Consider the following 24,309-nt stretch of genomic DNA (forward strand, 5'->3'; position numbering starts at 1 on the left):
ACTCCTGTCGTTGGGTTAGGCCCTAGATGCCAATGCTTTGAACTTTGGAAAGCGCGATGCTGCCCAGCCCGGCAAGGTTGAGCGTCATTTCCGCACCATTGCCGCCCATGGTCACGCTGGTGACCGTGGCCGGCAGGTTGGTCGTCATGGCCGTGGACTTGCCATCGATGCTGGCAGTGGCCTTGAAGGTGTAGGTGCCCTCCGCCATTACCTCGCCATCGTCACCCTTGCCATCCCAGGTGAAGTCAGCCTTGCCTGCCGCCTTGGTACCCAGGTCCAGGGTGCGCACCAGCTTGTCGTCCTTGTCGTAGATGCCGACGGACGTGGCGGTGCTCGAAGAGGTCAGGTTGACCGAGCCTTTGAGCTCCTTGCTGGTGTCGACCACGGCCTTGTCGGTCTGGACGATCACGTTGCGCCCAACCAGCGACGAGGCCTGCAATGCCTGGGACGACTGGAACGAACCGGCGATGTAGTTCACCGTTTCGTTGAGCGTCTGCATGCTTTCAAGGCTGCTGAACTGCGCCAGCTGCGCCACGAACTCGCCGTTTTCCTGCGGGTCGAGCGGGTTCTGGTTTTTCATCTGCGTTACCAGCAACTGCAGGAACGCGTCCTTGCCCAGCGCACTGCCGGCAGCGCCGGTGCTGCTGTCGGTCTTGCTGGTCTGCTTTTGCAGCGAGGTCAGGTACGCGCTGCCGACGTCACTGGTGGAATTGGTCGTGGTCATGTCGGCTTCCTATCACTGACCCAAGGTCAAGACTTTCTGCATCATGCTTTTGGCGGTGTTCATCAGTTCGGCGTTGGTCTGGAACGCACGGCTGGCAGAGATCATGTCAGCCATCTCCTCGACCACGTTGACGTTCGGGTAGTAGACGTAGCCGTCCTTGTTCGCCGCCGGATGGTTGGGCTCGTAGCGCGCTTCCAGGTTGCTCTGGTCTTCGACGATACCTTTGACCTGCACGCCCTGCCCGGCTTCGCCCTGGTCCTCGAACAGCGACTGGCTGGTACCGCTTTGCGCGTCCTGGAAGGTGGTGGCGAATACCGGATGGCGTGCGCGGTAGGTCTGGTCGATGCTCGACGACACGGTCTCGGCGTTGGCGATGTTCGAGGCCACGGTGTTGAGGCGAGTGTTTTGCGCGCTCATGCCGCTGCCGGCAATGTTGAAGACACTGGAAAGGGACATGGTTACTCTCCGCGCAGGGCCGAAACCAGCCCTTTGAATTTACTGTTGAGCAAGGTGAAGCTGGCCTGGAAACCGATGGCGTTTTCCGTGTAGTTCGATTGCTCGATCTGGGCGTCCACGGTGTTCTGGTCGATCGACGGCTGCAGCGGCGTGCGGTACTTGAGCGCCTCGTCGCTAAGGGCCAGGCCATCGGCCTCGATGTGCCGGCTGTTGGTCCGGTCCAGGGCGAAGCGGCCGCTTTGCTGTTTTTCACTTTCGGCGGCGAGCACCGAGGAGAAGTCCATGTCACGCGCCTTGTAGTTGGGCGTGTCGGCGTTGGCGATGTTGTTGGCCAGCACTTCGGCGCGCTGGGCGCGGAAGTCCAGGGCCTTTTCGTGAATGCCAAGCGCCTTGTCGAAGCTGATGCTCATGTCAGGGAAACCTTCGAAGGTTGACCGGAGTGTCGTTGAGCAAGATATAGCAAGGGCTGTGCCAACCACCTGAAAAGCCCGGAAAGACGGGCTAGCAAGACGGAATGCTGTCAGGGTGATGCCAGAAAAGCGGCAAAGGTCTTCCGCTTGAAGGGGCGCAAGCGGCAATTGCCGGTCGGCATGGGCGGCAAAACAAAAAATTGACGTGCTTGGCGATAGAGGTGTGGCGCCTACGAGACCGAGCGCCGCGCGGGCGGCGCTCGATCTCATAGGCGCCACAACCCTCAAGGCAAACCCTACTTGGCCTGGTAGATAATCCCCGGGCTGCACTGCACCATCTGGTAATGGTCCGGCAACCCGTTCAGCGCCTCGGAGGCGCCAAGGAACAGGTACCCGCCCGGCTTGAGCGTGCTGTGGATACGCAGCAAGATGTCTTTCTTCACCTGGGCCGAAAAGTAGATCAACACGTTGCGACAGAACACGATGTCGAACTTGCCCAAGCTCGCGTAACTGTCGAGCAGGTTGAACGAGCGAAACTCGACGCGGCTGCGAATGGCCGGCTTGATCGCGTAACGCCCCGCCCCCTTGGGGTCGAAGTAGCGCTGCAGGCGCTCCTGCGACAGGCCGCGGGCAATCGCCAGGCTGTCGTATTCGCCGGTTTTGCAGTTGGTGAGCATGGTCCCGGACAGGTCGGTCGCGACAATCTGCGCGCCCATCTTCAGCTGGCCCAGGTTGCTGCGCTCGAACTCATCGATAGCCATCGAGATCGAGTACGGCTCCTGCCCCGACGAGCAGGCCGCCGACCACATGCGCAGGCGCTGGCCTGGGTTGTTCTTGATGAACTCGGGGATGACCTTGTTCTTCAGCACTTCGAACGGGTAGGTATCACGGAACCACAGGGTCTCGTTGGTCGTCATCGCGTCGACCACCTGTTCGCGCAAACCGCTGCGCGGCTGGGTCTGGATGCGCTGCACCAGCTCGCCCAGGCTCTTGATACCTTGTTGCTCCATCAGCTTGTTGAGACGGCTGGAGACCAGGTACTGCTTATTCTCGCCCAGCAGGATGCCACAGGCTTTCTCCAGGAAGACCCGGAACTGTTCGAAATCCAAATTACCCGTAGACACTACTGCCGCCTCTTTTCAATCGCTGGTGCCGGGAGCGGGCTCCCGGCTGCTTCAATGTGTTGCCTTGATCCGGTCGACCACGCGCTGCGCCAGGTCGTCCGGTTTGAACTTGGCCAGGAAATCATCGGCGCCGACTTTCTTGACCATCGCCTGGTTGAATACCCCGGACAGCGAAGTATGCAGGACGATGTGCAATTTTTGCATGCGCGGATCGCTGCGGATCTCCGCGGTCAGCGTGTAACCGTCCATTTCTGGCATTTCAATGTCCGAGATCATCATCAGGAACTCTTCTTCCGGCCTTTTGCCCTCTTCCACCAGTTGCCGGAGGTAGTTGAGCGCCTGGCGGCCATCGTTGAGCGCCACCACTTCGACACCGACGGTTTGCAGGCAGCGGCTGACCTGCTTGCGCGCCACCGACGAATCGTCGACGGTCAACACCCGCAGCAACACGGCCTTGTCCTGCACCTCGGCATCGACCACGCCGGCAGACACCTGCTCGGACGACGGCGCCACTTCGGCCAGCACCTTTTCCACGTCGATGATCTCGACCATGCGGTTATCCACCCGGGTGACCGCAGTCAGGTAGTGGTCACGGCCGGTGCCCTTGGGTGGCGGATGGATTTCTTCCCAGTTCATGTTGACGATGCGCTCGACCGAGTGCACCAGAAAGCCCTGGGTCTTGGTGTTGTACTCGGTGATGATCACAAAACTGTTGCGCGTGTCCTCCTGCAGTGGCGCCAACCCAGTGGCCATCGACAGGTCGAGGATCGGGATGGTCGCCCCGCGAATGTTGGCCACGCCGCGCACCACCGGGTGGGACTTGGGCAGCACGGTCAGCGCAGGGCACTGCAGCACCTCCCTGACCTTGAACACGTTGATGCCGTAGAGCTGGCCGCCATTGAGGCGAAACAGCAACAATTCCAGGCGATTCTGCCCCACCAGCTGTGTGCGCTGGTTGACCGAATCCATAACACCCGCCATGCCAGACTCCTTTACGTTTCAGCCTTTCGTTGCAAATCAGGTACCGAGTCGGCACGGGCTTTGCTTTTTTGAGCGCCATGTACACGAAAACGACATTTTTCCGACGATTGACGCACCTGCTGACTGGCTCGCTGGCCACGCTGTGCCTGCTGGTGCCCGGCGTTCGCACGCTGGCGGACGCGTTTACCTTGCCTGAACAGCTTATCGGTGTCACCCAAGGGTTTCTTGAATTCACCGTAGAAGATTATCTGGCCACCACCCAAACCGTCGGCCGTTACGAGATCCAGGTCAGCACCCTCGACCCGCGCTTGCGCATGCCGTTGTGCAGCCAGCCGCTGGACGCTTCGCTGGAAAGCCCCGCGCAGCCACTGGGACGGGTCACAGTGCGGGTGCGTTGCGACAGTGCGGCACCGTGGACCGTGTTTGTGCCGGCAACGGTGCGGCTGTTTCGCGATGTGGTGGTGGTCACCCGTCCGCTCAAGCGTGACAACGTGGTCGGCGAAGGTGACGTGGCCCTGCGCGAGCGTGATGTCGGCACCCTTGGCCAAGGCTTTCTCAGCGAGCTGGACCAGGCGGTGGGCATGAAGATGCTGCGCCCTACGGTCATCGACCAGGTGCTCACCCCGCAGCACCTTGAGCAAGCCGAGGTGGTGCGCAAGGGCGACCACGTGGTGATCATCGCCCGCAGCGGCAGCCTGAGCGTGCGCATGCCAGGCGAAGCACTGAGCAAGGGCGGCCTGAGTGAACAGATCCGGGTGCGCAACCTCAACTCCAAACGCGTGATCAAGGCCCGGGTGACCGGCCCCGGCCAGGTCGAGGTGACGATGTAGCAGGATTGCGCTGGCAGTGTGGAACGGCTTTTCCTAAACTGTGTCAGAAAACGGGTTCGCGAGCTTGCTGACAGGCGGCTATGCATTTGTGCCTAAAGTTTCTTTCGGGTTGGCCGAAAACAAGGCAAGCGTCCAAATACCCAGGGGTTTCTGATCATGGTCATCGACTTCAGTCGTTTGAATAACTCTCCGTCCGTCACGGGCGGCGTTCGCGGCAATGCCGCGCCCGGCACCGCCGAAAAGCCCGGCGCGAGCCAGGAAGCGCCTAAAAGCACCAGCGCCAGCGGAGAAGCCGTACACCTCAGCCAAGAGGCACAGCAGTTGCAAAAGATCAGCGACACGCTGCGCGAACAGCCCGTGGTCAACAGTGCCCGCGTGGCCGAGTTGAAACAGGCGATCGCCGATGGCAGCTACCAGGTCGATGCTGGCCGGGTCGCCAGCAAACTGCTCGATTTCGAAGCCCAGCGCTGACCGTTCGGCGCGCTGACTTCACGGACGCTTAACAAAGCCAAGAGTTAGCCATGCACGACACCACCTTGCTGCAACTGATCGAAGATGACATCGCACCGATGCAGGAACTGCTCGACCTCCTTCATAAAGAAGCGGTCGCCCTGCACGGCCGCGAGATGACGCTGCTGGAACAGATCCTGGCCCGCAAGCAGTCATTGATCATCTTGCTCGAGCAGCATGGGCAGCGGCGCAGCCAGTTGCTCACCGGCCTCGGCCTCAGCGCTGACCGCGCCGGTGTGCAGGCCGTGGCAGCGCAGTCGCAGCATGGCGAAACCATGCTGCAACGGCTCGACATGCTCTCGCAACTGATGGACACCTGCCAGCAGATCAACGAGACCAACGGGCGCATCATCCAGGTGCAGCAACACGTCACCAACAACCAGATCAGAATCCTCATGGGTGGCGATTCTCCGTCGCTCTACGACAGCCGTGGCGGCACCTCGCTGCTGGCCAAGCCGCGCGCCCTCAGCCAAGTGTGATACTTGTATCAAGGCACGGAACATACTGGCAAAATGCCGTTACTTGCGTGTGTCGTTTTTGCCTGGAGATTGATTAGCCGTGTTCAATGAAGCCGATGCCCCGCAGCCGCCGAAGGTGCTGAGTACACCTTTGGAGATCGCAGCCAACCTGCGACAGCTGCAGGAAAGCCATGACCCCCTGATCATCACCTTCCATGATCGCAGCCAGCGGTTCCAGAGCTACGTGGTGAATGTTGACCGCGACAGCGATACCCTGGCACTGGACGAAATGATCCCCCGCGACGGCGAAAAATTCATCGAGAACGGCGAACCGTTCCGCGTCGAAGGCTTCCACGATGGCGTGCGCATCGCCTGGGAATGCACTGCCCCGCTGACCATCAGCGAAGTCGACGGCCACCGCTGCTACCGCGGCGCGATGCCGGAAGAAATGACCTACCACCAGCGCCGCAACGCCTTTCGCGCCGCGTTGAAGCTGTCGCAGCTGGTCGATGTCATCCTCGACGGCACCCACCTCAAAGGCAACGGCGCCCTGCGCGGCAAGCTGCTGGACATCTCTGCCACCGGCTGCAAGCTGCGCTTCGAAGGCAACGTCGAGGACCGCCTGCAACTGGGCCAGGTGTACGAGCGCTACAAGGCCGGCAACCCGCTGGGCCTGATCGACACCATGGTCGAGCTGCGCCACCTGCACTTCGAGGAGCGTATCAATACCACCTTCGCTGGCGTGCGCTTCCATAACCTCAGCGGCCAGGCGCAACGCAAGATCGAAAGCTTCGTCTACCAGTTGCAGCGTGAAGCGCGTCGGTTCGATAAAGACGACTATTGATCATTCGCTGAATGCAAAAACGCCACCTGTTCAGGTGGCGTTTTCGTTTGTGCGCGTGCTGGGCTGCGGCGCAGGCTTACACCGACTTGCTGACTTCCTCAGGCCCGACGCCCTGCTCACTCGGCGCCGAGTCCTGCTCGGTGTCTTCCGCCGCCACTGGCGCCTGCATCACATCCTGCACCGTCTGCTCATCGACCCGCGGGTCGAGCGCCGCCGACAACGGCGAACCCGCCGCCGGCATTGCCACGTGGCCCAGCGGCGCGTCCTGCACCTGGTGCAGCCCGGTGACCGCTTTCGGCCGAATGCGCCACACCAGCACCAGCGCGAAGAACGTGAAGAACGCATACAGCATCTGCGCGCCCAGCACCTTCATCAACACGCCCGCCGCCAGAGGGCCGATACAAGCGCCCACACCGTAGGTGACCAGCAGCATGGCGGTCAGCGAGACCCGCCGCTCGCTCTCCACGTGGTCATTGGAGAACGCAACTGCCAAGGGGTACAGGCAGAACTGCAACAACGAAATGACAAAGCCGATACCGAACAGCAACTCCAGCGGCACGCTGGGCAAGATGGCCAGCGGCGCCGAGGCCACTGCCAGGCCCACGGCGGCACTGCGGATCAGTAACGCGCGGTCGTAGCGGTCGGACAGCCAGCCCAACGGCCACTGCACCAGCAGCCCGGCAAAGATGCAGCTACCCATGAACAGACCGATCTGCTCGGTGGACAGCCCCTGATTGGAAGCGTACAGCGGCGCCAGGCCGTAGAACGAACCGACGATCAGGCCCGAACCGAGCACCGTGCTCAACGACTGCGGCACCCGCTTGATGAAGAACTTCGGCTCCATCGGGGCCGGGCGCAAAGGCGCCGGGTGAATGCGCCGGGTCATCGCCACCGGCACCAGGCACAGGGCGAAGCACATGGCGACCAGCATCAGCAGTTCAGGGCCGAGCTCGGGGTGCACCACCAGAATCAGCTGGCCGAGCACCAGCCCCAGGTAGGAGGCGATCATGTAGCCACTGAATACCGCACCGCGGTGCTTGGCATCGGCCTGTTCGTTGAGCCAGCTTTCGATGACCATGTACTGGCACATCATCCCCAGGCCGACCACCATCCGCAGCCCGACCCAAGCCGGCAGCCAGTTGGTCATGCCATGGCCGAGCACCGCCGCACAGACGATACCGGCGCAGGTGGCATACGCGCGAATGTGCCCTACCCGGCCGATCAGCCGGTGGCCGACCTTGCCGCCCACGGCCAGGCCGAAGTAGTTGGCCGCCATCAACGCACCGACCCACAAGCTGTCGACATGGTCGGCCGCCAGGCGCAGTGCCAGGTAGGTACTGAGCAGGCCTGAGCCGATAAGCATCATCAAGGCAGCGAAATACAGCGACTGAAACGGCTTCCAGATGTTTCGCATACGTCCCGTCGGGCTCCCTGGTCAGGTGGCGTTGGCCTGGCAAGCATAAAAGCAATTGTGTTGCAGCGCAGTCCCTTGCCTGCGAAATAGCGTGCAGGGGACGCGTCCAGTAGCGGTCGTGTCGCGATCAGGCCTGTGCTGCCAGCACTCGCCGCTCCCACGGCGTGATCTCGTCGAAGAAGTCGGTCAGCTCCAGCGTCTTGCTGGCTACGTAGCCTTCGATGAACTCGTTGCCGAACAGTTCCCGCGCCAGCGCGCTGTGCTTGAGGCGCTGCAGTGCTGCGTGCAGGGTGCAAGGCAGGCTCAGGTGCTCTGGCACCTCGAATTCGCCCTGGATGGCCGGCGCCGGCTGCAAGCGTTGCTCGATGCCGTGCAACCCGGCAGCCAGGCTCGCGGCAATCGCCAGGTACGGGTTGGCGTCGGCGCCGGGCAGGCGGTTTTCCACGCGCCGTGCCACGGGCGCGCTGGCCGGTATGCGCAAGCCCGCCGCGCGGTTGTCCTCGGACCAGCAGGCGTTGTTGGGCGAGGCGTACGGGTGGCACAGGCGCTGGTAGGAATTGACATTGGGCGCGAACAACGCGGTGAAATCGGCCATGCACGCCTGCAGGCCACCGATGAAATGCAGGAAGGTGGGGGTCGGCTGCCCCTGCTCATCGCTGAACACGTTACGCCCGCTGCCGATCTCCACCAGGCTCTGGTGAATGTGCATGGAACTGCCGGGGGTCTTGGCCAGGGGCTTGGCCATGCACACCACGGTCAGCCCATGCTTGAGCGCCACTTCCTTGAGCAGGTGCTTGAACAGGAAGGTCTGGTCGGCCAGCAGCAGCGGGTCGCCGTGCAACAGGTTGATCTCGAACTGGCTGATGCCCATCTCGTGCATGAAGGTGTCGCGTGGCAGGCCGAGCGCTGCCATGCACTGGTAGACCTCGTTGAAGAACGGCCGCAAGCCATTGTTGGAGCTGACACTGAACGCCGAATGGCCAAGCTCCCGGCGGCCATCTTTGCCCAGGGGCGGCAGAAAGGGCTGCAAGGGGTCGGTGTTGGGCGCAAAGACAAAGAATTCGAGTTCGGTCGCCACCACCGGGGCCAGGCCCAAGGCTGCGTAGCGGGCGATCACCGCCTTGAGCTGGCCGCGGGTGGACAACGCCGACGACCTGCCATCCAGTTCGTTGGCGTCGCAGATGGCCAGGGCGCGGCCATCGTCGCTCCAGGGCAAGCGGTGGATTTGCGTGGGCTCGGCCACCAGCGCCAGGTCGCCGTCATCACTGCCGTAGAACCTTGCCGGCGGGTAGCCGCCCATGATGCATTGCAACAGCACGCCACGGGCCATCTGCAGACGCCGGCCTTCGAGGAAGCCCTCGGCAGTCATCACTTTGCCGCGCGGCACACCGTTGAGGTCGGGGGTGACACATTCGATTTCATCGATGCCGTGAAGGTGTTCGGCGAGGGTGCTCTGGCCTGCGGTGGTCATGACGCTTGTCCTTGTTGTTATTGGCTGACAACAACATAGGCTGGGGGTGTTTAAAATATCAAGCACCTACTGGGTTGCCAGTGCTGGCAACCCTTTATTCGCGCAGGGTCATGCCATTGGCCGGCAACGGCAAGGCGGTCTTGTAGCGCACCTGCTTCAAGGCAAAACTCGAGCGAATGTTCGCCACTCCCGGCAACCGAGTCAGGTAATCGAGAAACCGCTCCAGCGCCTGAATGCTCGGCAACAGCACCCGCAGCAGGTAGTCCGGGTCGCCGGTCATCAGGTAGCACTCCATCACCTCGGGGCGCTCGGCGATCTCCTCCTCGAACCGGTGCAGCGACTGCTCCACCTGTTTTTCCAGGCTCACATGGATGAACACATTCACATCCAGCCCCAGCGCCTCCGGTGACAACAAGGTCACCTGCTGGCGGATCACCCCAAGTTCCTCCATGGCCTTGACCCGGTTGAAACAGGGGGTGGGCGACAGGTTAACCGAACGCGCCAGCTCTGCATTGGTGATGCGGGCGTTTTCCTGAAGGCTGTTGAGAATGCCGATATCGGTACGATCGAGTTTGCGCATGAGACAAATTCACCGGTTTTTTGTGTTTATGCGGAATGTTTATCTGCGCCCGTCGGCAAAGGCAACCAACTTGAGAGAAATATTCTTCTGCCGTGCCACTAAGATGTAGGGGACGCTGACTTGCCAGTCACGAGCCGGTACTCAGCGGCGGCCGCTTCAGAGCTCACAAAAACAACATTCGAGCGAGCGTAAAAAGCATGAACGAGTACGCCCCCCTGCGTTTGCATGTGCCCGAGCCAACCGGCCGGCCAGGCTGCCAGACCGATTTTTCCTACCTGCGTCTGAACGATGCAGGTATTGCCCGTAAACCTTCGATCGACGTCGACGCTGCCGACACCGCCGAGCTGTCCAACAGCTTGATCCGGGTGCTGGACGAGCATGGCGACGCACTTGGCCCGTGGGCCGAGGACATCGACCCAGAGGTGCTGCGTCAAGGCATGCGCGCCATGCTCAAGACGCGCATCTTCGACAGCCGCATGGTGGTTGCCCAGCGCCAGAAAAAGATGTCCTTCTACATGCAGAGCCTGGGCGAGGAAGCCATCGGCAGCGCCCAGGCCCTGGCGCTGAACCGCACCGACATGTGCTTCCCCACCTACCGCCAGCAGAGCATCCTCATGGCCCGCGACGTGTCGCTGGTGGAGATGATCTGCCAACTGCTGTCCAACGAGCGTGACCCGCTCAAGGGCCGCCAGCTGCCGATCATGTATTCGGTGCGCGAGGCAGGTTTCTTCACCATCAGCGGCAACCTGGCGACCCAGTTCGTGCAGGCGGTCGGCTGGGCCATGGCCTCGGCGATCAAGGGCGATACCAAGATCGCCTCGGCCTGGATCGGCGACGGCGCCACCGCCGAGTCGGACTTCCACACCGCCCTGACCTTCGCCCACGTGTACCGCGCGCCGGTGATCCTCAACGTGGTCAACAACCAGTGGGCGATCTCCACCTTCCAGGCGATTGCTGGCGGTGAATCGACCACCTTCGCCGGCCGTGGCGTAGGGTGCGGTATCGCCTCGCTGCGCGTCGACGGCAACGACTTCGTCGCTGTCTACGCCGCCTCGCGCTGGGCTGCCGAACGCGCCCGCCGTGGCCTGGGCCCTTGCCTGATCGAGTGGGTCACCTACCGTGCCGGCCCGCACTCGACCTCCGACGACCCGTCCAAGTACCGCCCCGCCGATGACTGGAGCCACTTCCCGCTGGGCGACCCGATCGCCCGCCTGAAGCAGCACCTGATCAAGATCGGCCACTGGTCCGAGGAAGAACACCAGGCCGTCACCGCCGAGTTCGAAGCTGCGGTCATCGCGGCGCAGAAGGAAGCCGAACAGTACGGCACCCTGGCCAACGGCCATATCCCGAGCGCAGCCTCGATGTTCGAGGACGTGTACAAGGAAATGCCCGAACACCTGCGCCGTCAACGCCAGGAACTGGGGGTTTGAGATGAACGACCATAACAACAGCATCAACCCGGAAACCGCCATGGCCACCACTACCATGACCATGATCCAGGCCCTGCGCTCGGCCATGGATATCATGCTTGAGCGTGACGACAATGTCGTGGTCTATGGCCAGGACGTCGGTTACTTCGGCGGCGTGTTCCGCTGCACCGAAGGCCTGCAGAACAAATACGGCAAGTCGCGCGTGTTCGACGCGCCGATCTCCGAAAGCGGTATCGTCGGCACCGCCGTGGGCATGGGTGCCTACGGCCTGCGCCCGGTCGTGGAAATCCAGTTTGCCGACTACTTCTACCCCGCGTCCGACCAGATCGTCTCGGAAATGGCCCGCCTGCGGTATCGCTCGGCCGGTGAGTTCATCTCGCCGCTGACCCTGCGCATGCCGTGCGGGGGGGGTATCTACGGCGGCCAGACCCACAGCCAGAGCCCGGAGGCGATGTTCACCCAGGTGTGCGGGCTGCGCACGGTCATGCCGTCCAACCCCTATGACGCCAAGGGCCTGCTGATCGCCTCGATCGAATGCGACGACCCGGTCATCTTCCTTGAGCCCAAGCGCCTCTACAACGGCCCGTTCGACGGCCACCACGACCGCCCTGTGACGCCCTGGGCGAAGCACCCGCACAGCGCCGTGCCGGATGGCTATTACACCGTGCCACTGGACAAGGCGGCGATCACTCGCCCTGGCAACGATGTCACCGTGCTGACTTACGGCACCACGGTCTACGTGGCCCAGGTGGCCGCCGAGGAGACCGGCGTCGACGCCGAGGTCATCGACCTGCGCAGCCTGTGGCCGCTGGACCTGGAAACCATCGTCGCGTCGGTGAAGAAGACCGGCCGCTGCGTGGTGGTGCATGAGGCCACCCGTACCTGTGGTTTCGGTGCCGAGCTGGTGTCGCTGGTTCAGGAACACTGCTTCCATCACCTCGAAGCGCCGATCGAGCGCGTCACTGGTTGGGACACCCCCTACCCCCACGCACAGGAATGGGCTTACTTCCCAGGGCCTTCGCGGGTAGGTGCGGCATTGAAACGGGTCATGGAGGTCTGAATGGGCACGCACGTCATCAAGATGCCGGACATTGGCGAAGGCATCGCGCAGGTCGAGTTGGTCGAGTGGTTCGTCAAGGTCGGCGATGTGATCGCCGAAGACCAGGTGGTGGCCGACGTCATGACCGACAAGGCGACCGTGGAAATCCCTTCGCCGGTCAGCGGCAAGGTGCTGGCCTTGGGTGGCCAGCCGGGTGAAGTGATGGCGGTCGGCAGCGAGCTGATTCGCATCGAAGTGGAAGGCAGCGGCAACCATGTCGACGCGCCGCAGGGCAAGCCGGCCGACACCAAACCGGCCGAAGCAGTTGCCGCGCCAGCCGCGAGCGCGCCGCAACCGCGTGCCGCAGCGCCTGCGCCCGCCTGCCAGGGCGCAGCCCCCCACACCGCCGCGCCCATCGTGCCGCGCCAGGCCGGCGACAAGCCACTGGCCTCCCCGGCCGTGCGCAAGCGTGCGCTGGATGCCGGTATCGAGCTGCGCTACGTGCACGGCAGCGGCCCGGCCGGGCGCATCCTGCACGAAGACCTCGACGGTTTCATGAGCAAACCGCAGACCGCCGCCGGGCAAACCCCGAGCGGCTACGCCAAGCGTACCGACAGCGAGCAGGTGCAAGTCATCGGCCTGCGCCGCAAGATCGCCCAGCGCATGCAGGACGCCAAGCGCCGGGTCGCGCACTTCAGCTATGTCGAGGAAATCGACGTCACCGCCCTGGAAGCCCTGCGCCAGCAGCTCAACCAGAAGCACGGCGACAGCCGTGGCAAGTTGACCTTGCTGCCGTTCCTGGTCCGCGCCCTGGTCGTGGCCCTGCGCGACTTCCCGCAGATCAACGCCACCTATGACGACGAAGCACAGATCATCACCCGCCATGGCGCGGTGCATGTGGGCATCGCCACCCAGGGTGACAACGGCCTGATGGTGCCGGTGCTGCGCCATGCCGAAGCCGGCAACTTGTGGGGCAATGCCAGCGAAATCTCGCGCCTGGCCACTGCCGCGCGCAGCAACAAGGCCAGCCGCGAAGAACTGTCCGGCTCGACCATCACCCTGACCAGCCTCGGTGCGTTGGGCGGCATCGTCAGCACGCCGGTGGTCAACACCCCGGAAGTGGCGATCATCGGCGTCAACCGCATGGTCGAGCGGCCGATGGTGATCGACGGCCAGATCGTCGTGCGCAAGATGATGAACCTGTCCAGCTCGTTCGACCACCGGGTGGTCGATGGCATGGATGCCGCGCTGTTCATCCAGGCCGTGCGTGGCCTGCTTGAACAACCCGCCTGCCTGTTCGTGGAGTGAGCATGCAACAGACTATCGAAACCACCCTGCTGATCATCGGCGGCGGCCCTGGCGGCTATGTGGCCGCCATCCGCGCCGGGCAATTGGGTATCCCCACCGTGCTGGTCGAAGGCCAGGCGCTGGGCGGCACTTGCCTGAACGTCGGTTGCATTCCGTCCAAGGCATTGATCCATGTCGCCGAGCAGTTTCACCAGACCTCGCGGTACACCGCGCCGTCGGCACTGGGCATCAGTGTCAGCTCGCCGCGCCTGGACATCTCCCAGAGCGTGGCCTGGAAGGACGGTATCGTCGACCGCCTGACCAGTGGGGTTGCGGCCTTGCTGAAAAAGCACGGGGTCAAGGTGATCCACGGCTGGGCGAAGATCCTCGACGGCAAGCATGTCGACGTCGATGGCCAGCGCATCCAGTGCGAGCACCTGCTGCTGGCCACAGGCTCCAACAGCGTCGAACTGCCGATGCTGCCGCTGGGCGGGCCGATCATTTCCTCGACCGAAGCACTGGCACCGGCGGCCTTGCCGCAGCACCTGGTGGTGGTGGGCGGTGGCTATATCGGCCTGGAGCTGGGTATCGCCTACCGCAAGCTGGGCGCACAGGTGAGCGTGGTGGAAGCACGCGAGCGCATCCTGCCAACCTACGACAGCGAACTGACTGCCCCGGTGGCCGAGGCGCTGAAGAAGTTGGGCATCGCCGTGCACCTGGGCCATAGCGTCGAGGGTTACGACAACGGTTGCCTGCTGGCCCGCGACGGCCAGGGCGAGCAACTGCGCCTGGAAGCGGACCGGGTACTGGTGGCCGTGGGCCGCCGCCCCCGCACCCAGGGTTTCAACCTGGAATCCCTGGCGCTGAAGATGAACGGCGCCGCCATCGCCATTGACGAGCGCTGCCATACCAGCATGCACAATGTCTGGGCCATCGGCGATGTGGCCGGTGAACCGATGCTCGCGCACCGGGCCATGGCCCAGGGCGAGATGGTCGCCGAGATCATCGCTGGCAAGGCACGGCGCTTCGAACCCAGCGCGATCGCTGCGGTGTGCTTTACCGACCCGGAGATCGTGGTGGTCGGCAAGACACCTGAGCAGGCCAGCCAGCAGGGCCTTGACTGCATCGTCGCGCAGTTCCCGTTCGCCGCCAACGGCCGGGCCATGAGCCTTGAGTCCAAAGCCGGCTTCGTGCGCGTGGTGGCGCGCCGCGACAATCACCTGATCCTGGGTTGGCAAGCGGTGGGCGTGGCCGTTTCGGAACTGTCCACGGCTTTTGCCCAGTCACTGGAAATGGGGGCATGCCTGGAGGATATCGCCGGCACCATCCACGCCCACCCGACGTTGGGTGAAGCGGTGCAGGAAGCGGCGTTACGTGCGCTGGGCCACGCCCTGCATATCTGACGCTGAAATGGCTCAGGCCGATTGAGTCCCTGGGGGGGGTGGGTAAACCGCTCCCCTCAGGCACCCGCTAAATCAGCAAGATCGGTGTTGTTCTGCAAGCGCAGTCAGGTCATCCGCTATTGCGTTCTTGCCCGCCCCCTTGGCCCGGTACAGAGCCTTGTCGGCACGGGCCAGCAGGTCATCCGGCGCCTCACCTTCCTGCCACTGCACCACCCCATAGCTCATGGTCAGGCGACACTCGCCGATCGGCTCCACCTTCTCCATCACCTGGCGCAACCTTGCTGCCACTTCAAGCGCATCGTCCAGCAGCGTCTGCGGCAGCACAATGACGAATTCATCGCCGCCCCAACGCGCCAGCAGGTCATGTTCGCGCAGGCAGGTACGCAGGTTGTCGACCACCTGGACCAGCGCTGCATCGCCACGGGCATGGCCATAGCGGTCGTTGATCGGTTTGAAGTCGTCCACGTCCATGGCAATCAGCGACATCGGCTGGCGGAAGCGTTGGCTTCGCTCGCATTCCTGCTCCAGCACCTTGTCCAGCCGATAGCGATTGGCGATCCGGGTCAACGCATCGCGCTCGGCCAATTCGCGGTTTTCATCCAGCTGGCGCTGCAACTGCTGGTTGACCCAGGACAACTCACGGGTGCGTTCGGCCACCAGGCTTTCCAGCGACAGGTTCTGTTGCTCAAGCTGCGCCACCCGCCGCTTGCCGGCATCGATGTTGCGGTGGGCGCCGAGCATGCGCGCCACCGAGCCGTCGCTGTTGCGGGCGATGATGTAGCCGCTGTCTTCGACCCACAGGTAACTGCCATCCTGGCAACGACATCGGTACTCGATCAGGTAGCGCTCGTTGCGTTGGGTGATGTAGGCCTCGAAGTGCGCCATTACCCGCGGATAGTCCTCGGGGTGGATCACGCTTTCCCAGGTCAGCACCGAGTTGGCCATGGAATGGCTGGCGTAACCGAGCATGGCGTACCAGCCCGGGTTGCGATAGACATAGCCGGTGTTGGCATTCCAGTCCCAGATGCCGTCGCTGATCAATTCGAACAAGGTATGCAGCTGCTGCTCACTGAAGCTGGCGGGTGCCGGCCTGGTGTTGTGACTCATGGACGCTCTCCCTGATGTCCAGCAACTGCGCCCCGGTCAAGGAGCTGCCGACAGTTTTGATAGGTGCCGCAGGCGGCAAGGCAATGCCTCTGACGGGCAAGCATATGCCCGCCAGGGTGCAACCGGAATAGTACCAAGGGGCTATTTCGCGATGGGCCTCGCGGCGGCGGCTGGTTTGGCTGGCATTGCGTTTCGTATAAGATATCCACAAAGTCTGATTGCTGGAAAATCCCGTGCCGCTGCCGTCGTTCAAAGCTACCAACCTGGGTGCCACACCCTCGATGTCCGAAATCATCGCCAAGCACCTGCGCGAGGCGATCATCTCGGGGCAGCTCGCGGAAGGCGAACCGGTGCGCCAGGACGAGGTGGCGCAGGCCTTCAATGTCAGCAAGATTCCGGTGCGCGAGGCGTTGAAACGCCTTGAAGCGGAAGGCCTGGTGGACTTTCATCGCAACCGTGGTGCCCTGGTTACACGCATTTCCGAGCCCGAGCTGGCGCAGATGTTCGAGGTCAGGGTGCTGCTGGAGGTGAAGGCGATTCGCCTGGCGATCCCCAACATGACCGAAGCGCACTTTGCCCGTGCCGAAGCCATCTGCGCGGAGTTCATCGGCGAGGACGATATCGGCCGCTGGGCCGACCTCAACTGGGCGCTGCATGCGTGTTTGTACGAACCCGCAAAACGCCCCTACCTGATTGGCCTGATTCGCTCCATCCATGACAAGGTCGAACGCTATCTGCGCATGCAGATGAGCTTGTCGGCCGGCAAGGACCGCGCGGATCACGAGCATCGCGACATTGTCGCCGCCTGCCGCGCGCGGGACGTGGAGCTGGCTGCCCGGCTGATCGAGTCGCACATCAATGGGGTGTGCCAAAGCCTTTACGATCACCTGCCCCATAACTGAGCAGCCCTGCCTTGATTTTTAGGGTGGCGTATAGCGAGCGCCGCCCGCGCGCGACCGCCTGTCCTTGGCTTCGTTTTTGCTTATCTAGATATCGTATACGAAATACCATATAAGGAATGGACGGCACCCTACGATGCCGAACTGCCTACTCCTTCTTCCAATAATACGTATCGGAGTGCAAAACGATGGCCACACCCACAACGGCGGCATCAGTGAGTGCCGCGAACACAGCAGAAAAGGCGCCTGCGGGCATCAAACGCGTGGTGGCAGCCGCAATGGCGGGCGCCGTTGCCGAGTGGTACGAATTCTTCCTGTATGGCACCGCGTCCGCGCTGGTCTTCGGCCAGCTGTTCTTCCGCCAGACCGGCAGCGCGATGGACGGCATCATCGCGGCCTTCGCCCTCTATGCCGTGGGCTTTCTCGCCCGCCCCATCGGCGGCCTGGTGTTTGGCCACTATGGCGACAAGGTCGGGCGCAAACACTTGCTGCAGATCAGCCTGATCGTGGTCGGGGTGACCACCTTCCTCATGGGCTGCCTGCCCACCTTCGAACGCATCGGCTATGCCGCCCCCATCCTGCTGGTGGTATTGAGGCTGATTCAGGGCTTTGCCTTTGGCGGCGAATGGGGTGGTGCCGTGCTGCTGGTGTCCGAACACAGCCCGGACAACCGTCGCGGCTTCTGGGCCAGCTGGCCGCAAGCGGGCGTGCCGGCAGGCAACCTGATTGCCACGGTCATCCTTCTGCTGCTCTCGACCAACTTGTCCGAAGCGCAATTTCTCGACTGGGGCTGGCGCGTCGCCTTCTGGTTCTCGGCCGTGGTGGTGCTGATTGGCTACTGGATCCGCACCCGGGTCGATGATGCCCCCATCTTCAAAGAGGCCCAGGCCCGCCAGCAGCGGGTGGAAAGCCAGCAACTGGGCGTGGTCGAGGTGGTCACCAAATACTGGCGCGAAGTGCTGATCGGCATCGGTGCCAGGTTTGCGGAAAACATCCTCTACTACATCGTCGTCACCTTCTCCATCACCTACCTGAAGCTGGTGGTGCACAAGGACACGTCAGAGATCCTGCTGCTGATGTTTGGCGCTCACCTGCTGCACTTCTTCATGATCCCGCTCATGGGCTACCTCTCGGACATCATCGGCCGCAAGCCTGTGTACCTGATCGGCGCCGTGCTCACCGCCTTCTGGGGCTTCGTCGGCTTCCCGATGATGGACACCGGCAACGACTGGCTGATCATGGCAGCCATCACCCTGGGCCTGGCCATCGAGTCGATGACCTATGCGCCCTACTCCGCCCTGATGGCCGAGCTGTTCCCGACCCATGTGCGCTACACCGCCCTGTCGCTGTGCTACCAGGTGGCGCCGATCCTGGCCGGTTCACTGGCGCCGCTGATCGCCGTGACCCTGCTGAAGGAATACAACAGCTCAACGCCGATCGCCTGGTACCTGGTGGCCTCCGCCGTGATCTCGATCATTGCCGTGGCCGGTGCCAGGGAAACACGTGGCAAGTCGCTGCGGGCGGTGGATGAAGAATCCCTGGCACGCACCGCCGACCGCTGACAGACCAACAAGAACGACAACCCTCGAGGTAATGACCATGAGCAACATCTTCACCGGCACCATCCCCGCACTGATGACCCCGTGCACCCCCGAGCGCAAGCCCGATTTTGACGCCCTGGTGCGCAAAGGCCGCGAACTGATCGAAGCCGGCATGAGCGCCGTGGTGTATTGCGGCTCCATGGGCGACTGGCCGCTGCTCACCGAGGCAGAGCGCCAGGAGGGAGTGGCACGCCTGGTAGCGGCCGGCATCCCGACCATCGTCGGCACCGGTGCGGTAAACTCCCGCGAAGCCGTGGCCCATGCCGCCCATGCGGCGAAGGTCGGCGCCCAGGGGTTGATGGTGATCCCCCGTGTGCTGTCCCGTGGTGCGTCGGGAGTGGCCCAGAAGGCCCACTTCAAGGCCATCCTCGATGCCGCCCCGCAGCTGCCGGCGGTGATCTACAACAGCCCGTACTACGGGTTCGCGACCCGCGCCGACCTGTTTTTCGAACTGCGCCGCGAGCACCCCAACCTGATCGGCTTCAAGGAGTTCGGCGGCGCTGCGGATATGCGTTATGCCGCAGAGTTCATCACCTCCAAAGATGATGACGTCACCTTGATGGTGGGCGTCGATACCCAGGTGGTGCACGGGTTCGTCAACTGCAATGCCACCGGCGCCATCACCGGCATTGGCAATGCGCTGCCGCGCGAGGTGCTGCACCTGGTGGCGCTGGCCAAACGTGCAGCCCAGGGCGATGCCAAAGCGCGGCGCCTTGCCGGGGAACTGGAAGCGGCCCTGGCCGTGCTGTCGTCCTTCGATGAAGGCTGCGACCTGGTGCTGTACTACAAGCACCTGATGGTGCTCAACGGCAACCCGGAATACGCCCTGCACTTCAACGAAACCGATGCATTGACCGACGCCCAGCGCCGCTATGCCGAACAGCAGTACGCGCTGTTCCGCGCCTGGTACGCCGACTGGTCGGCGGCCAACAACGTAGACTGACAACGCGCAGCCATGCCCCCTTCCCCTGGGCAGGGGGCGGCAGTGTGCAAGATCTACCCTTGCGGCCAGCTTTCACGGGCATTACCTTGGCAGCAACCCTCGCCCTCCCGTACACCGTCAAGGACTTCAAATGCCGTACCCCAGCGCGACCCAAGCGTTCAGACAGGGCGCCCACAGCGTCCTGCCGTTGACCTCCGGGGTCGTGCCGTTCGGCTTGATCACCGGGGTCACGGCCATCGGCATGGGCCTGTCGCCCGCCGATGCCATCGGCATGACCTTGCTGTTCTATTCAGGCTCGGCGCAAATGGTGGTGATGCAGTTGATGCAGAACAGCGCCCTGCCGGTAACCATGGTGGTCACGGCGCTGGTGATCAACCTCCGCTTCCTGATGTACAGCGCCAGCCTGGCCCCGCACCTTGGCCACCTGCCGCGGCGGCGCAAGTGGCCGATGGCCTACCTGCTTTCGGACCAGTCCTTTGCCTTGTGTTCGTTGAAAATGGCCTCGGGGGAACTGGGCCGTTTCGCCTTCCACTACTATGCCGGCACGGCCATCACCATGTGGTTCGGCTGGAACCTCTCGGTGCTGGCCGGCATATACCTGGGCGCGGGCATCCCGGAAGACTGGTCCCTGGGCTTTGCCATCCCCTTGTCGTTCCTGGCGCTGCTGATCCCCAGCCTGCGCAGCCCGGCGACCCTAGGCGCGGCATTGACCGGTGGTGTACTCGCCGTGCTGGCGGTGGGCCTGCCCTATAACCTGGGCCTGTTGGCGGGTGCACTGGGCGGGATCATCGCCGGCCTGCTCCTCGAGCGCCTGCAAAAAGGCAGAACCGTGCAGCCTGTAGCTGATGAAAACCGCGAACAGGAAGCATCATGAGCGAAATGACCCCGTGGATGACCTTCCTGCTGATCGGCCTGGGCACCTTTGCGGTGCGCTTGTCGTTCATCGAGTTCTACGCCGTGCTGCGCATACCGCCGCTGTTTCGCCGCGCCCTGGCGTATGTGCCGGCCAGCGTGCTGGCCGCACTGGTGCTGCCGGCCGTAGTGCTGCCTGACCGGCAGGCCGACTTCGACTGGCTGAACCCGCAGATACCGGCCGCGATACTCGCGGGCCTGGTGGCCTGGCGCACGCGCAGCACGCTGCTGACGCTGGGCGTGGGCATGGGCGCGCTGTGGGCGTTGAAGCACTGGGGGCTGTAGGCTTTGGCGGAGGGAGTGAAGAAATGGCGTCCCAGGCAGGAATTGAACCTGCAACCTTCCCCTTAGGAGGGGGATGCTCTATCCAATTGAGCTACTGAGACGCAAACACCGGCAGTGAGCACTGCACGGTTGGACGGCCAGCATGTTAACCAGCATGCTGGCGTTTGTCATGCTGCAACAGGCCTTTTTCACGTAATCCTTTTCTGCGGGCCGGTGCCGGGCACGTCTGGCCCGGCAAGCACGCCTTCATCGTGAAGCAGTTTGAACAATCTCGTCACTGCTGCTTCGAGCGTGCTGGAGTTGTCCAACACATGAACTGACGGATCGGCAACCGCCTGCAACCCGCTGTTACGTGCCAGGCGCTGCTCGATCTCTTGCGCAGTCTCCCGGCCCCTGGCAAGCAAGCGCTGGCGCAGCACCTGCGGTTTCACGTCGATGAGCACCGGCAGAAGGTCCGGATAGCGCCGCCGCGCTTCGCTCAGGTAGGCGCGGGAACCGTTCACCAGCACCGGCCTGCCCGCCTGCAGCCATTGATCGACCTGCAGCGGGATGCCGTAACCCAGGCCATTGGCGCGCCAGTGCATGGCGAATGCACCCTGGGCACACAGCGCTTCGAACTGCTCGGCAGTGACGCCGTGGGCCGCTTCACCCTTGGCTTCGGCCGAACGGGTGATGACGCGACGGGCGATTTGCACCCCGGCTGCAACAAGTTGTTCGCGCGCGGCATCGATCAGGGAATCTTTCCCGGAACCCGAGGGTCCTATGAGAAATATCAGCCTGCCTGTCGCTGATCGACGAGCGCTTGCGTCATGTTGCATAGCCACTATGCTCTATGGAAGGAAACCCGCGCATTCTAGGTGTTTTCTTGGCCTTTTGCTGCGTTTTACCAGTTTTTGACGGCAGAAGAATGACGGCAGGGCAAGTTGGGGCAGGTAAAACTTTTCAAACCAGTGCTCATTTCTGATAATTGGTACTGGCATAAAGCCTTTATCCAGCTCACTATTTGTCACAGAATTGACGCCAAGGAAACGGCGAGCATGAGGCAAGATGAGCATCCAATTTTCCATGTCGGTTGAACATTTTGTCGTCGTCACGGTCGTACTTCCACCCCCGTGCGGCCAATTTGACAACCGCGTCCCCTGAACCAGAAAATCCGGTCAATTTATATGCGCCCATTGAAACAGGCTATTTATTCGAGCCGCACTGCTGACAAGTTTGTCGTCCGCCTGCCAGACGGGATGCGTGAGCGCATTGCCGAGGTAGCGCGCAACCATCACCGCAGCATGAACTCCGAAATCATCGCGCGCCTGGAACAGAGCCTTATCCAGGAAGGTGCGTTGGGTGACGAGCTGAGCATGCGCCTGGACAGCCCTGAACTGTCCCTGCATGAGCGCGAGTTGCTGCAGCGCTTCCGCCAACTGTCGCACCGACAGCAGAACGCTCTGGTCGCCCTCATCGCTCACGATGTGGAAATGGCCGCAGACGCTTCCTGACGTCAGCTTGCAAGCGAGTACAAAAAAGCCAGCGTAAGCTGGCTTTTTTGGTTCTGCCTGTGGGAGCCGGGTTCACCCGCCCCCACACGCCGAGGTTCAAAGCAGGAACAGCGTCGCCAGCCCGAGGAAGATGAAGAACCCGCCACTGTCGGTAACCGCAGTGATCATCACGCTCGACCCCATCGCCGGATCGCGCCCCAGACGCGTCAGCGTCATCGGGATCAACACGCCCATCAGCGCGGCCAACAGCAGGTTAAGCGTCATCGCCGCGGTCATCACCAGGCCCAGCGACCAGCTGTCATACAGCCAGAACGCCACCACACCGATCACACCACCCCAGATCAGGCCGTTGAGCAGCGACACCGCCAGTTCCTTGCGCATCAACCGGCTGGTATTGCCTGGCGACACCTGGTCCAGCGCCATGGCGCGCACGATCATGGTGATGGTCTGGTTGCCAGAGTTACCACCAATACCTGCCACGATCGGCATCAGCGCAGCCAGCGCCACCAGCTTCTCGATCGAACCCTCGAACAGGCCGATCACCCGCGAGGCCAGGAACGCCGTGATCAGGTTGATGGCCAGCCACGCCCAGCGGTTGCGCAGCGAACGCCAGACCGAAGCGAAGATATCTTCTTCTTCGCGCAGACCTGCCATGTTCAGCACTTCGCTCTCGCTCTCCTCACGGATCAGGTCGACCATTTCGTCGATGGTCAGACGGCCGATCAAGCGATCGCTCTTGTCCACCACCGGGGCGGATACGAGGTCGTAACGCTCGAAGGCTTGAGCAGCGTCGTAGGCATCTTCATCGGGATGGAAGGACACCGGGTCGGTCGCCATGACCTCCGCCACCTTCTTGTCCGGGTCATTGACCAGTAGGCGCTTGATAGGCAGCACGCCCTTGAGGATGCCGTCATAGTCGACCACGAAGAGTTTGTCGGTGTGGTTCGGCAACTCTTTCAGGCGGCGCAGGTAACGCAACACGACTTCGAGGCTGACGTCTTCGCGGATGGTGACCATCTCGAAGTCCATCAGCGCACCCACCTGCTCCTCGTCGTAGCTCAACGCCGAGCGCACGCGCTCGCGTTGCTGGGCATCGAGGGTTTCCATCAACTCGTGAACGACGTCGCGCGGCAGCTCCGGCGCCAGGTCGGCGAGTTCGTCGGCGTCCATTTCCTTGGCAGCGGCGAGCAGCTCGTGATCGTCCATGTCGGCGATCAGCGATTGACGAACCGAATCGGAAACTTCAAGCAGGATGTCGCCGTCGCGATCCGAGCGCACCAGCTGCCAGACCGTCAGGCGGTCTTCCAGGGGCAAGGCTTCGAGGATGTAGGCGACGTCGGCGGGGTGCAGGTCATCGAGCTTGCGCTGCAGCTCGACCAGGTTCTGGCGGTGGACCAGGTTTTCCACCAGATCGTGGTGAGCACCCTCCTGGCGGTGGGTGAGGTCTTCGACCACACGCTGACGCTGCAGCAGTTCGACCACCTGGGCCAGGCGATCCTGCAGGCTCTCTTGCGCTTTCTTTACTTCTACTTCAGTCATAGGCGAACTCCACTCCCAGCAGCGGAGCACGCCGGGGGAATCAATCGGTCAGATCTTTCTGTATGAAACTTGTTAAGGAGTAACTACTGGGTAAGTCCATGGTGGTATTCCACAAGCCCCGGCGGGGCTGACGGGCGCAATCATACACTGCCTCGGCGGGCAGATCGCTTAAATTTTTGGCCAGAACAATCGTTTGCGAGATAAAGCTAGGACAACGCTCGAAGCTATCAGTGCGACGGCTGCACTGGATCAGGAAGCACATTTGTTTTCTGGGCAGGTGGCGCGCAGCTTCTGGCGGTACCCCAGCGATTACAGAAAAGCTTAGTTGGACATCGCCGACAATTCAGCGAAACAGAAAAACAAAAAGCCCGCTTGAATAAGCGGGCTTTTTGTTTGTGTGTGGCGGACTCAGCAGGATTCGAACCTGCGACCGCTCGGTTCGTAGCCGAGTACTCTATCCAGCTGAGCTATGAGTCCGCAATTGGTAGTTTTAGACCAGGTTACCACTGGTTGACTGAAGTAGCCTTGCAAGCAAAGCCACTTCAAAAGTGGCGGACTCAGCAGGATTC

Annotated in this window: 26 protein-coding genes and 2 tRNA genes; 14 read left to right on the forward strand and 14 right to left on the reverse strand. The window is 62.5% G+C overall.

Annotation, left to right across the window (positions count from 1 at the left end; translation table 11 throughout):
• Window positions 1-22: 22 nt before the first annotated feature.
• The 5 genes from flgD to NP534_RS07625 all read right to left on the reverse strand — a co-directional run bounded on the left by flgD (window position 23) and on the right by NP534_RS07625 (window position 3,695).
• Window positions 23-724 (reverse strand): flagellar hook assembly protein FlgD, encoded by a 702-nt coding sequence (flgD, locus tag NP534_RS07605; protein WP_274098328.1) that lies wholly within the window; start codon window positions 722-724, stop codon window positions 23-25.
• Window positions 725-736: 12 nt separating this feature from the next.
• Window positions 737-1,180 carry a flagellar basal body rod protein FlgC gene (gene flgC / locus NP534_RS07610; protein WP_274098329.1) on the reverse strand — a complete coding sequence of 148 codons (444 nt, stop codon included), beginning with the start codon at window positions 1,178-1,180 and terminating at the stop codon, window positions 737-739.
• Between the two features lie 2 nt (window positions 1,181-1,182).
• Window positions 1,183-1,590: a flagellar basal body rod protein FlgB gene (gene flgB, locus NP534_RS07615; RefSeq protein WP_033699522.1), complete on the reverse strand. Its 408-nt coding sequence runs from the start codon at window positions 1,588-1,590 to the stop codon at window positions 1,183-1,185.
• A gap of 296 nt (window positions 1,591-1,886) precedes the next feature.
• Window positions 1,887-2,714 carry a protein-glutamate O-methyltransferase CheR gene (gene cheR, locus NP534_RS07620; protein ID WP_047583440.1) on the reverse strand — a complete coding sequence of 276 codons (828 nt, stop codon included), beginning with the start codon at window positions 2,712-2,714 and terminating at the stop codon, window positions 1,887-1,889.
• Between the two features lie 51 nt (window positions 2,715-2,765).
• Complete coding sequence (locus tag NP534_RS07625) at window positions 2,766-3,695, reverse strand: chemotaxis protein CheV (protein ID WP_033699526.1); 930 nt, start codon at window positions 3,693-3,695, stop codon at window positions 2,766-2,768.
• Window positions 3,696-3,772: 77 nt separating this feature from the next.
• Between NP534_RS07625 and flgA the strand changes: the two genes are divergently transcribed.
• The 4 genes from flgA (at window position 3,773) to NP534_RS07645 (ending at window position 6,337) form a co-directional block, all read left to right on the forward strand.
• Window positions 3,773-4,525 (forward strand): flagellar basal body P-ring formation chaperone FlgA, encoded by a 753-nt coding sequence (gene flgA / locus NP534_RS07630; protein ID WP_156310990.1) that lies wholly within the window; start codon window positions 3,773-3,775, stop codon window positions 4,523-4,525.
• Window positions 4,526-4,681: 156 nt separating this feature from the next.
• Entirely contained in the window at window positions 4,682-4,996 is a 315-nt protein-coding gene (flgM, locus tag NP534_RS07635; RefSeq protein WP_033699529.1) for a flagellar biosynthesis anti-sigma factor FlgM, read from the forward strand.
• A 50-nt stretch (window positions 4,997-5,046) separates the two neighbouring features.
• Entirely contained in the window at window positions 5,047-5,514 is a 468-nt protein-coding gene (locus tag NP534_RS07640; protein ID WP_274098330.1) for a flagella synthesis protein FlgN, read from the forward strand.
• Window positions 5,515-5,593: 79 nt separating this feature from the next.
• Window positions 5,594-6,337: a flagellar brake protein gene (locus NP534_RS07645; protein ID WP_274098331.1), complete on the forward strand. Its 744-nt coding sequence runs from the start codon at window positions 5,594-5,596 to the stop codon at window positions 6,335-6,337.
• Between the two features lie 76 nt (window positions 6,338-6,413).
• Here NP534_RS07645 and NP534_RS07650 read toward each other — a convergent pair whose 3' ends face one another.
• The 3 genes from NP534_RS07650 to bkdR form a co-directional block, all read right to left on the reverse strand.
• On the reverse strand, window positions 6,414-7,751 hold the full coding sequence (locus tag NP534_RS07650; protein WP_274098332.1) for an MFS transporter: 1,338 nt from the start codon (window positions 7,749-7,751) through the stop codon (window positions 6,414-6,416).
• Window positions 7,752-7,878: 127 nt separating this feature from the next.
• Window positions 7,879-9,120 carry a glutamine synthetase family protein gene (locus NP534_RS07655; protein WP_274098341.1) on the reverse strand — a complete coding sequence of 414 codons (1,242 nt, stop codon included), beginning with the start codon at window positions 9,118-9,120 and terminating at the stop codon, window positions 7,879-7,881.
• Between the two features lie 196 nt (window positions 9,121-9,316).
• Window positions 9,317-9,802, reverse strand: a complete 486-nt coding sequence (gene bkdR, locus NP534_RS07660; RefSeq protein WP_027593063.1) for a Bkd operon transcriptional regulator BkdR — start codon at window positions 9,800-9,802, stop codon at window positions 9,317-9,319.
• 197 nt (window positions 9,803-9,999) lie between these two features.
• On the opposite strand from bkdR, the gene NP534_RS07665 reads away from it, so the two are divergent.
• The 4 genes from NP534_RS07665 to lpdA are packed head-to-tail and all read left to right on the forward strand — an operon-like array spanning window position 10,000 to window position 14,961.
• Window positions 10,000-11,232, forward strand: a complete 1,233-nt coding sequence (locus tag NP534_RS07665; RefSeq protein WP_274098333.1) for a 3-methyl-2-oxobutanoate dehydrogenase (2-methylpropanoyl-transferring) subunit alpha — start codon at window positions 10,000-10,002, stop codon at window positions 11,230-11,232.
• A 1-nt stretch (window position 11,233) separates the two neighbouring features.
• Window positions 11,234-12,292, forward strand: coding sequence for an alpha-ketoacid dehydrogenase subunit beta (locus NP534_RS07670; RefSeq protein WP_033699538.1), 1,059 nt, complete (start codon window positions 11,234-11,236; stop codon window positions 12,290-12,292).
• Window positions 12,293-13,579, forward strand: a complete 1,287-nt coding sequence (locus tag NP534_RS07675) for a dihydrolipoamide acetyltransferase family protein (RefSeq protein WP_274098334.1) — start codon at window positions 12,293-12,295, stop codon at window positions 13,577-13,579.
• Window positions 13,580-13,581: 2 nt separating this feature from the next.
• Window positions 13,582-14,961, forward strand: a complete 1,380-nt coding sequence (gene lpdA, locus NP534_RS07680) for a dihydrolipoyl dehydrogenase (RefSeq protein WP_274098335.1) — start codon at window positions 13,582-13,584, stop codon at window positions 14,959-14,961.
• 72 nt (window positions 14,962-15,033) lie between these two features.
• Here the strand turns inward: lpdA and NP534_RS07685 are convergent, their stop codons facing one another.
• Window positions 15,034-16,068, reverse strand: coding sequence for a sensor domain-containing diguanylate cyclase (locus NP534_RS07685; RefSeq protein ID WP_274098336.1), 1,035 nt, complete (start codon window positions 16,066-16,068; stop codon window positions 15,034-15,036).
• A gap of 281 nt (window positions 16,069-16,349) precedes the next feature.
• Here NP534_RS07685 and NP534_RS07690 point away from each other — a divergent pair, with 281 nt between their 5' ends.
• From NP534_RS07690 to NP534_RS07710, 5 genes are all read left to right on the forward strand, one after another.
• On the forward strand, window positions 16,350-16,970 hold the full coding sequence (locus tag NP534_RS07690) for a GntR family transcriptional regulator (protein WP_274098342.1): 621 nt from the start codon (window positions 16,350-16,352) through the stop codon (window positions 16,968-16,970).
• A gap of 185 nt (window positions 16,971-17,155) precedes the next feature.
• Entirely contained in the window at window positions 17,156-18,529 is a 1,374-nt protein-coding gene (gene abaF / locus NP534_RS07695) for a fosfomycin efflux MFS transporter AbaF (protein WP_274098337.1), read from the forward strand.
• A 37-nt stretch (window positions 18,530-18,566) separates the two neighbouring features.
• Entirely contained in the window at window positions 18,567-19,511 is a 945-nt protein-coding gene (locus tag NP534_RS07700; RefSeq protein WP_443201075.1) for a dihydrodipicolinate synthase family protein, read from the forward strand.
• 130 nt (window positions 19,512-19,641) lie between these two features.
• Window positions 19,642-20,385: an AzlC family ABC transporter permease gene (locus NP534_RS07705; protein ID WP_274098339.1), complete on the forward strand. Its 744-nt coding sequence runs from the start codon at window positions 19,642-19,644 to the stop codon at window positions 20,383-20,385.
• Complete coding sequence (locus tag NP534_RS07710; RefSeq protein ID WP_033699548.1) at window positions 20,382-20,708, forward strand: AzlD domain-containing protein; 327 nt, start codon at window positions 20,382-20,384, stop codon at window positions 20,706-20,708. Before NP534_RS07705 ends, NP534_RS07710 begins: the two co-directional genes overlap by 4 nt.
• A 24-nt stretch (window positions 20,709-20,732) precedes the next feature.
• Here the strand turns inward: NP534_RS07710 and NP534_RS07715 are convergent.
• The 3 genes from NP534_RS07715 to NP534_RS07725 all read right to left on the reverse strand — a co-directional run bounded on the left by NP534_RS07715 (window position 20,733) and on the right by NP534_RS07725 (window position 21,802).
• A tRNA-Arg gene (locus NP534_RS07715) sits at window positions 20,733-20,809 on the reverse strand.
• Between the two features lie 87 nt (window positions 20,810-20,896).
• Window positions 20,897-21,526, reverse strand: a complete 630-nt coding sequence (gene phnN, locus NP534_RS07720; protein ID WP_274098340.1) for a phosphonate metabolism protein/1,5-bisphosphokinase (PRPP-forming) PhnN — start codon at window positions 21,524-21,526, stop codon at window positions 20,897-20,899.
• Window positions 21,527-21,538: 12 nt separating this feature from the next.
• Window positions 21,539-21,802, reverse strand: a complete 264-nt coding sequence (locus NP534_RS07725) for a hypothetical protein (RefSeq protein ID WP_077068496.1) — start codon at window positions 21,800-21,802, stop codon at window positions 21,539-21,541.
• A gap of 72 nt (window positions 21,803-21,874) precedes the next feature.
• On the opposite strand from NP534_RS07725, the gene NP534_RS07730 reads away from it, so the two are divergent.
• Complete coding sequence (locus NP534_RS07730) at window positions 21,875-22,201, forward strand: Arc family DNA-binding protein (RefSeq protein WP_033699552.1); 327 nt, start codon at window positions 21,875-21,877, stop codon at window positions 22,199-22,201.
• A 96-nt stretch (window positions 22,202-22,297) separates the two neighbouring features.
• On the opposite strand, the gene mgtE is transcribed toward NP534_RS07730, so the two are convergent.
• Both mgtE and NP534_RS07740 read right to left on the reverse strand, forming a co-directional pair.
• Window positions 22,298-23,740, reverse strand: a complete 1,443-nt coding sequence (gene mgtE, locus NP534_RS07735; RefSeq protein WP_033699555.1) for a magnesium transporter — start codon at window positions 23,738-23,740, stop codon at window positions 22,298-22,300.
• 400 nt (window positions 23,741-24,140) lie between these two features.
• A tRNA-Arg gene (locus NP534_RS07740) sits at window positions 24,141-24,217 on the reverse strand.
• Between the last annotated feature and the right edge of the window lie 92 nt (window positions 24,218-24,309).

This window comes from Pseudomonas sp. 39004, assembly GCF_028682155.1.
In the GTDB taxonomy this organism is placed as follows: Bacteria; Pseudomonadota; Gammaproteobacteria; order Pseudomonadales; family Pseudomonadaceae; genus Aquipseudomonas; species Aquipseudomonas capeferrum.

Bases quoted from the DNA above. Each gene is read 5' to 3' on its own strand.
- NP534_RS07655 (WP_274098341.1), bottom strand. From the start codon at position 9,120: ATGACTGCCGAGGGCTTCCTCGAAGGCCGGCGTCTGCAGATGGCCCGT.
- NP534_RS07690 (WP_274098342.1), top strand. From the start codon at position 16,350: ATGTCCGAAATCATCGCCAAGCACCTGCGCGAGGCGATCATCTCGGGG.
- flgC (WP_274098329.1), bottom strand. From the start codon at position 1,180: ATGTCCCTTTCCAGTGTCTTCAACATTGCCGGCAGCGGCATGAGCGCG.
- flgM (WP_033699529.1), top strand. From the start codon at position 4,682: ATGGTCATCGACTTCAGTCGTTTGAATAACTCTCCGTCCGTCACGGGC.
- NP534_RS07625 (WP_033699526.1), bottom strand. From the start codon at position 3,695: ATGGCGGGTGTTATGGATTCGGTCAACCAGCGCACACAGCTGGTGGGG.
- NP534_RS07685 (WP_274098336.1), bottom strand. From the start codon at position 16,068: ATGAGTCACAACACCAGGCCGGCACCCGCCAGCTTCAGTGAGCAGCAG.
- NP534_RS07730 (WP_033699552.1), top strand. From the start codon at position 21,875: ATGCGCCCATTGAAACAGGCTATTTATTCGAGCCGCACTGCTGACAAG.
- flgD (WP_274098328.1), bottom strand. From the start codon at position 724: ATGACCACGACCAATTCCACCAGTGACGTCGGCAGCGCGTACCTGACC.
- abaF (WP_274098337.1), top strand. From the start codon at position 17,156: ATGGCCACACCCACAACGGCGGCATCAGTGAGTGCCGCGAACACAGCA.
- NP534_RS07710 (WP_033699548.1), top strand. From the start codon at position 20,382: ATGAGCGAAATGACCCCGTGGATGACCTTCCTGCTGATCGGCCTGGGC.
- phnN (WP_274098340.1), bottom strand. From the start codon at position 21,526: ATGCAACATGACGCAAGCGCTCGTCGATCAGCGACAGGCAGGCTGATA.
- flgA (WP_156310990.1), top strand. From the start codon at position 3,773: ATGTACACGAAAACGACATTTTTCCGACGATTGACGCACCTGCTGACT.
- NP534_RS07665 (WP_274098333.1), top strand. From the start codon at position 10,000: ATGAACGAGTACGCCCCCCTGCGTTTGCATGTGCCCGAGCCAACCGGC.
- flgB (WP_033699522.1), bottom strand. From the start codon at position 1,590: ATGAGCATCAGCTTCGACAAGGCGCTTGGCATTCACGAAAAGGCCCTG.
- NP534_RS07640 (WP_274098330.1), top strand. From the start codon at position 5,047: ATGCACGACACCACCTTGCTGCAACTGATCGAAGATGACATCGCACCG.
- bkdR (WP_027593063.1), bottom strand. From the start codon at position 9,802: ATGCGCAAACTCGATCGTACCGATATCGGCATTCTCAACAGCCTTCAG.
- NP534_RS07705 (WP_274098339.1), top strand. From the start codon at position 19,642: ATGCCGTACCCCAGCGCGACCCAAGCGTTCAGACAGGGCGCCCACAGC.
- NP534_RS07700 (WP_443201075.1), top strand. From the start codon at position 18,567: ATGAGCAACATCTTCACCGGCACCATCCCCGCACTGATGACCCCGTGC.
- NP534_RS07670 (WP_033699538.1), top strand. From the start codon at position 11,234: ATGAACGACCATAACAACAGCATCAACCCGGAAACCGCCATGGCCACC.
- NP534_RS07675 (WP_274098334.1), top strand. From the start codon at position 12,293: ATGGGCACGCACGTCATCAAGATGCCGGACATTGGCGAAGGCATCGCG.
- lpdA (WP_274098335.1), top strand. From the start codon at position 13,582: ATGCAACAGACTATCGAAACCACCCTGCTGATCATCGGCGGCGGCCCT.
- mgtE (WP_033699555.1), bottom strand. From the start codon at position 23,740: ATGACTGAAGTAGAAGTAAAGAAAGCGCAAGAGAGCCTGCAGGATCGC.
- NP534_RS07650 (WP_274098332.1), bottom strand. From the start codon at position 7,751: ATGCGAAACATCTGGAAGCCGTTTCAGTCGCTGTATTTCGCTGCCTTG.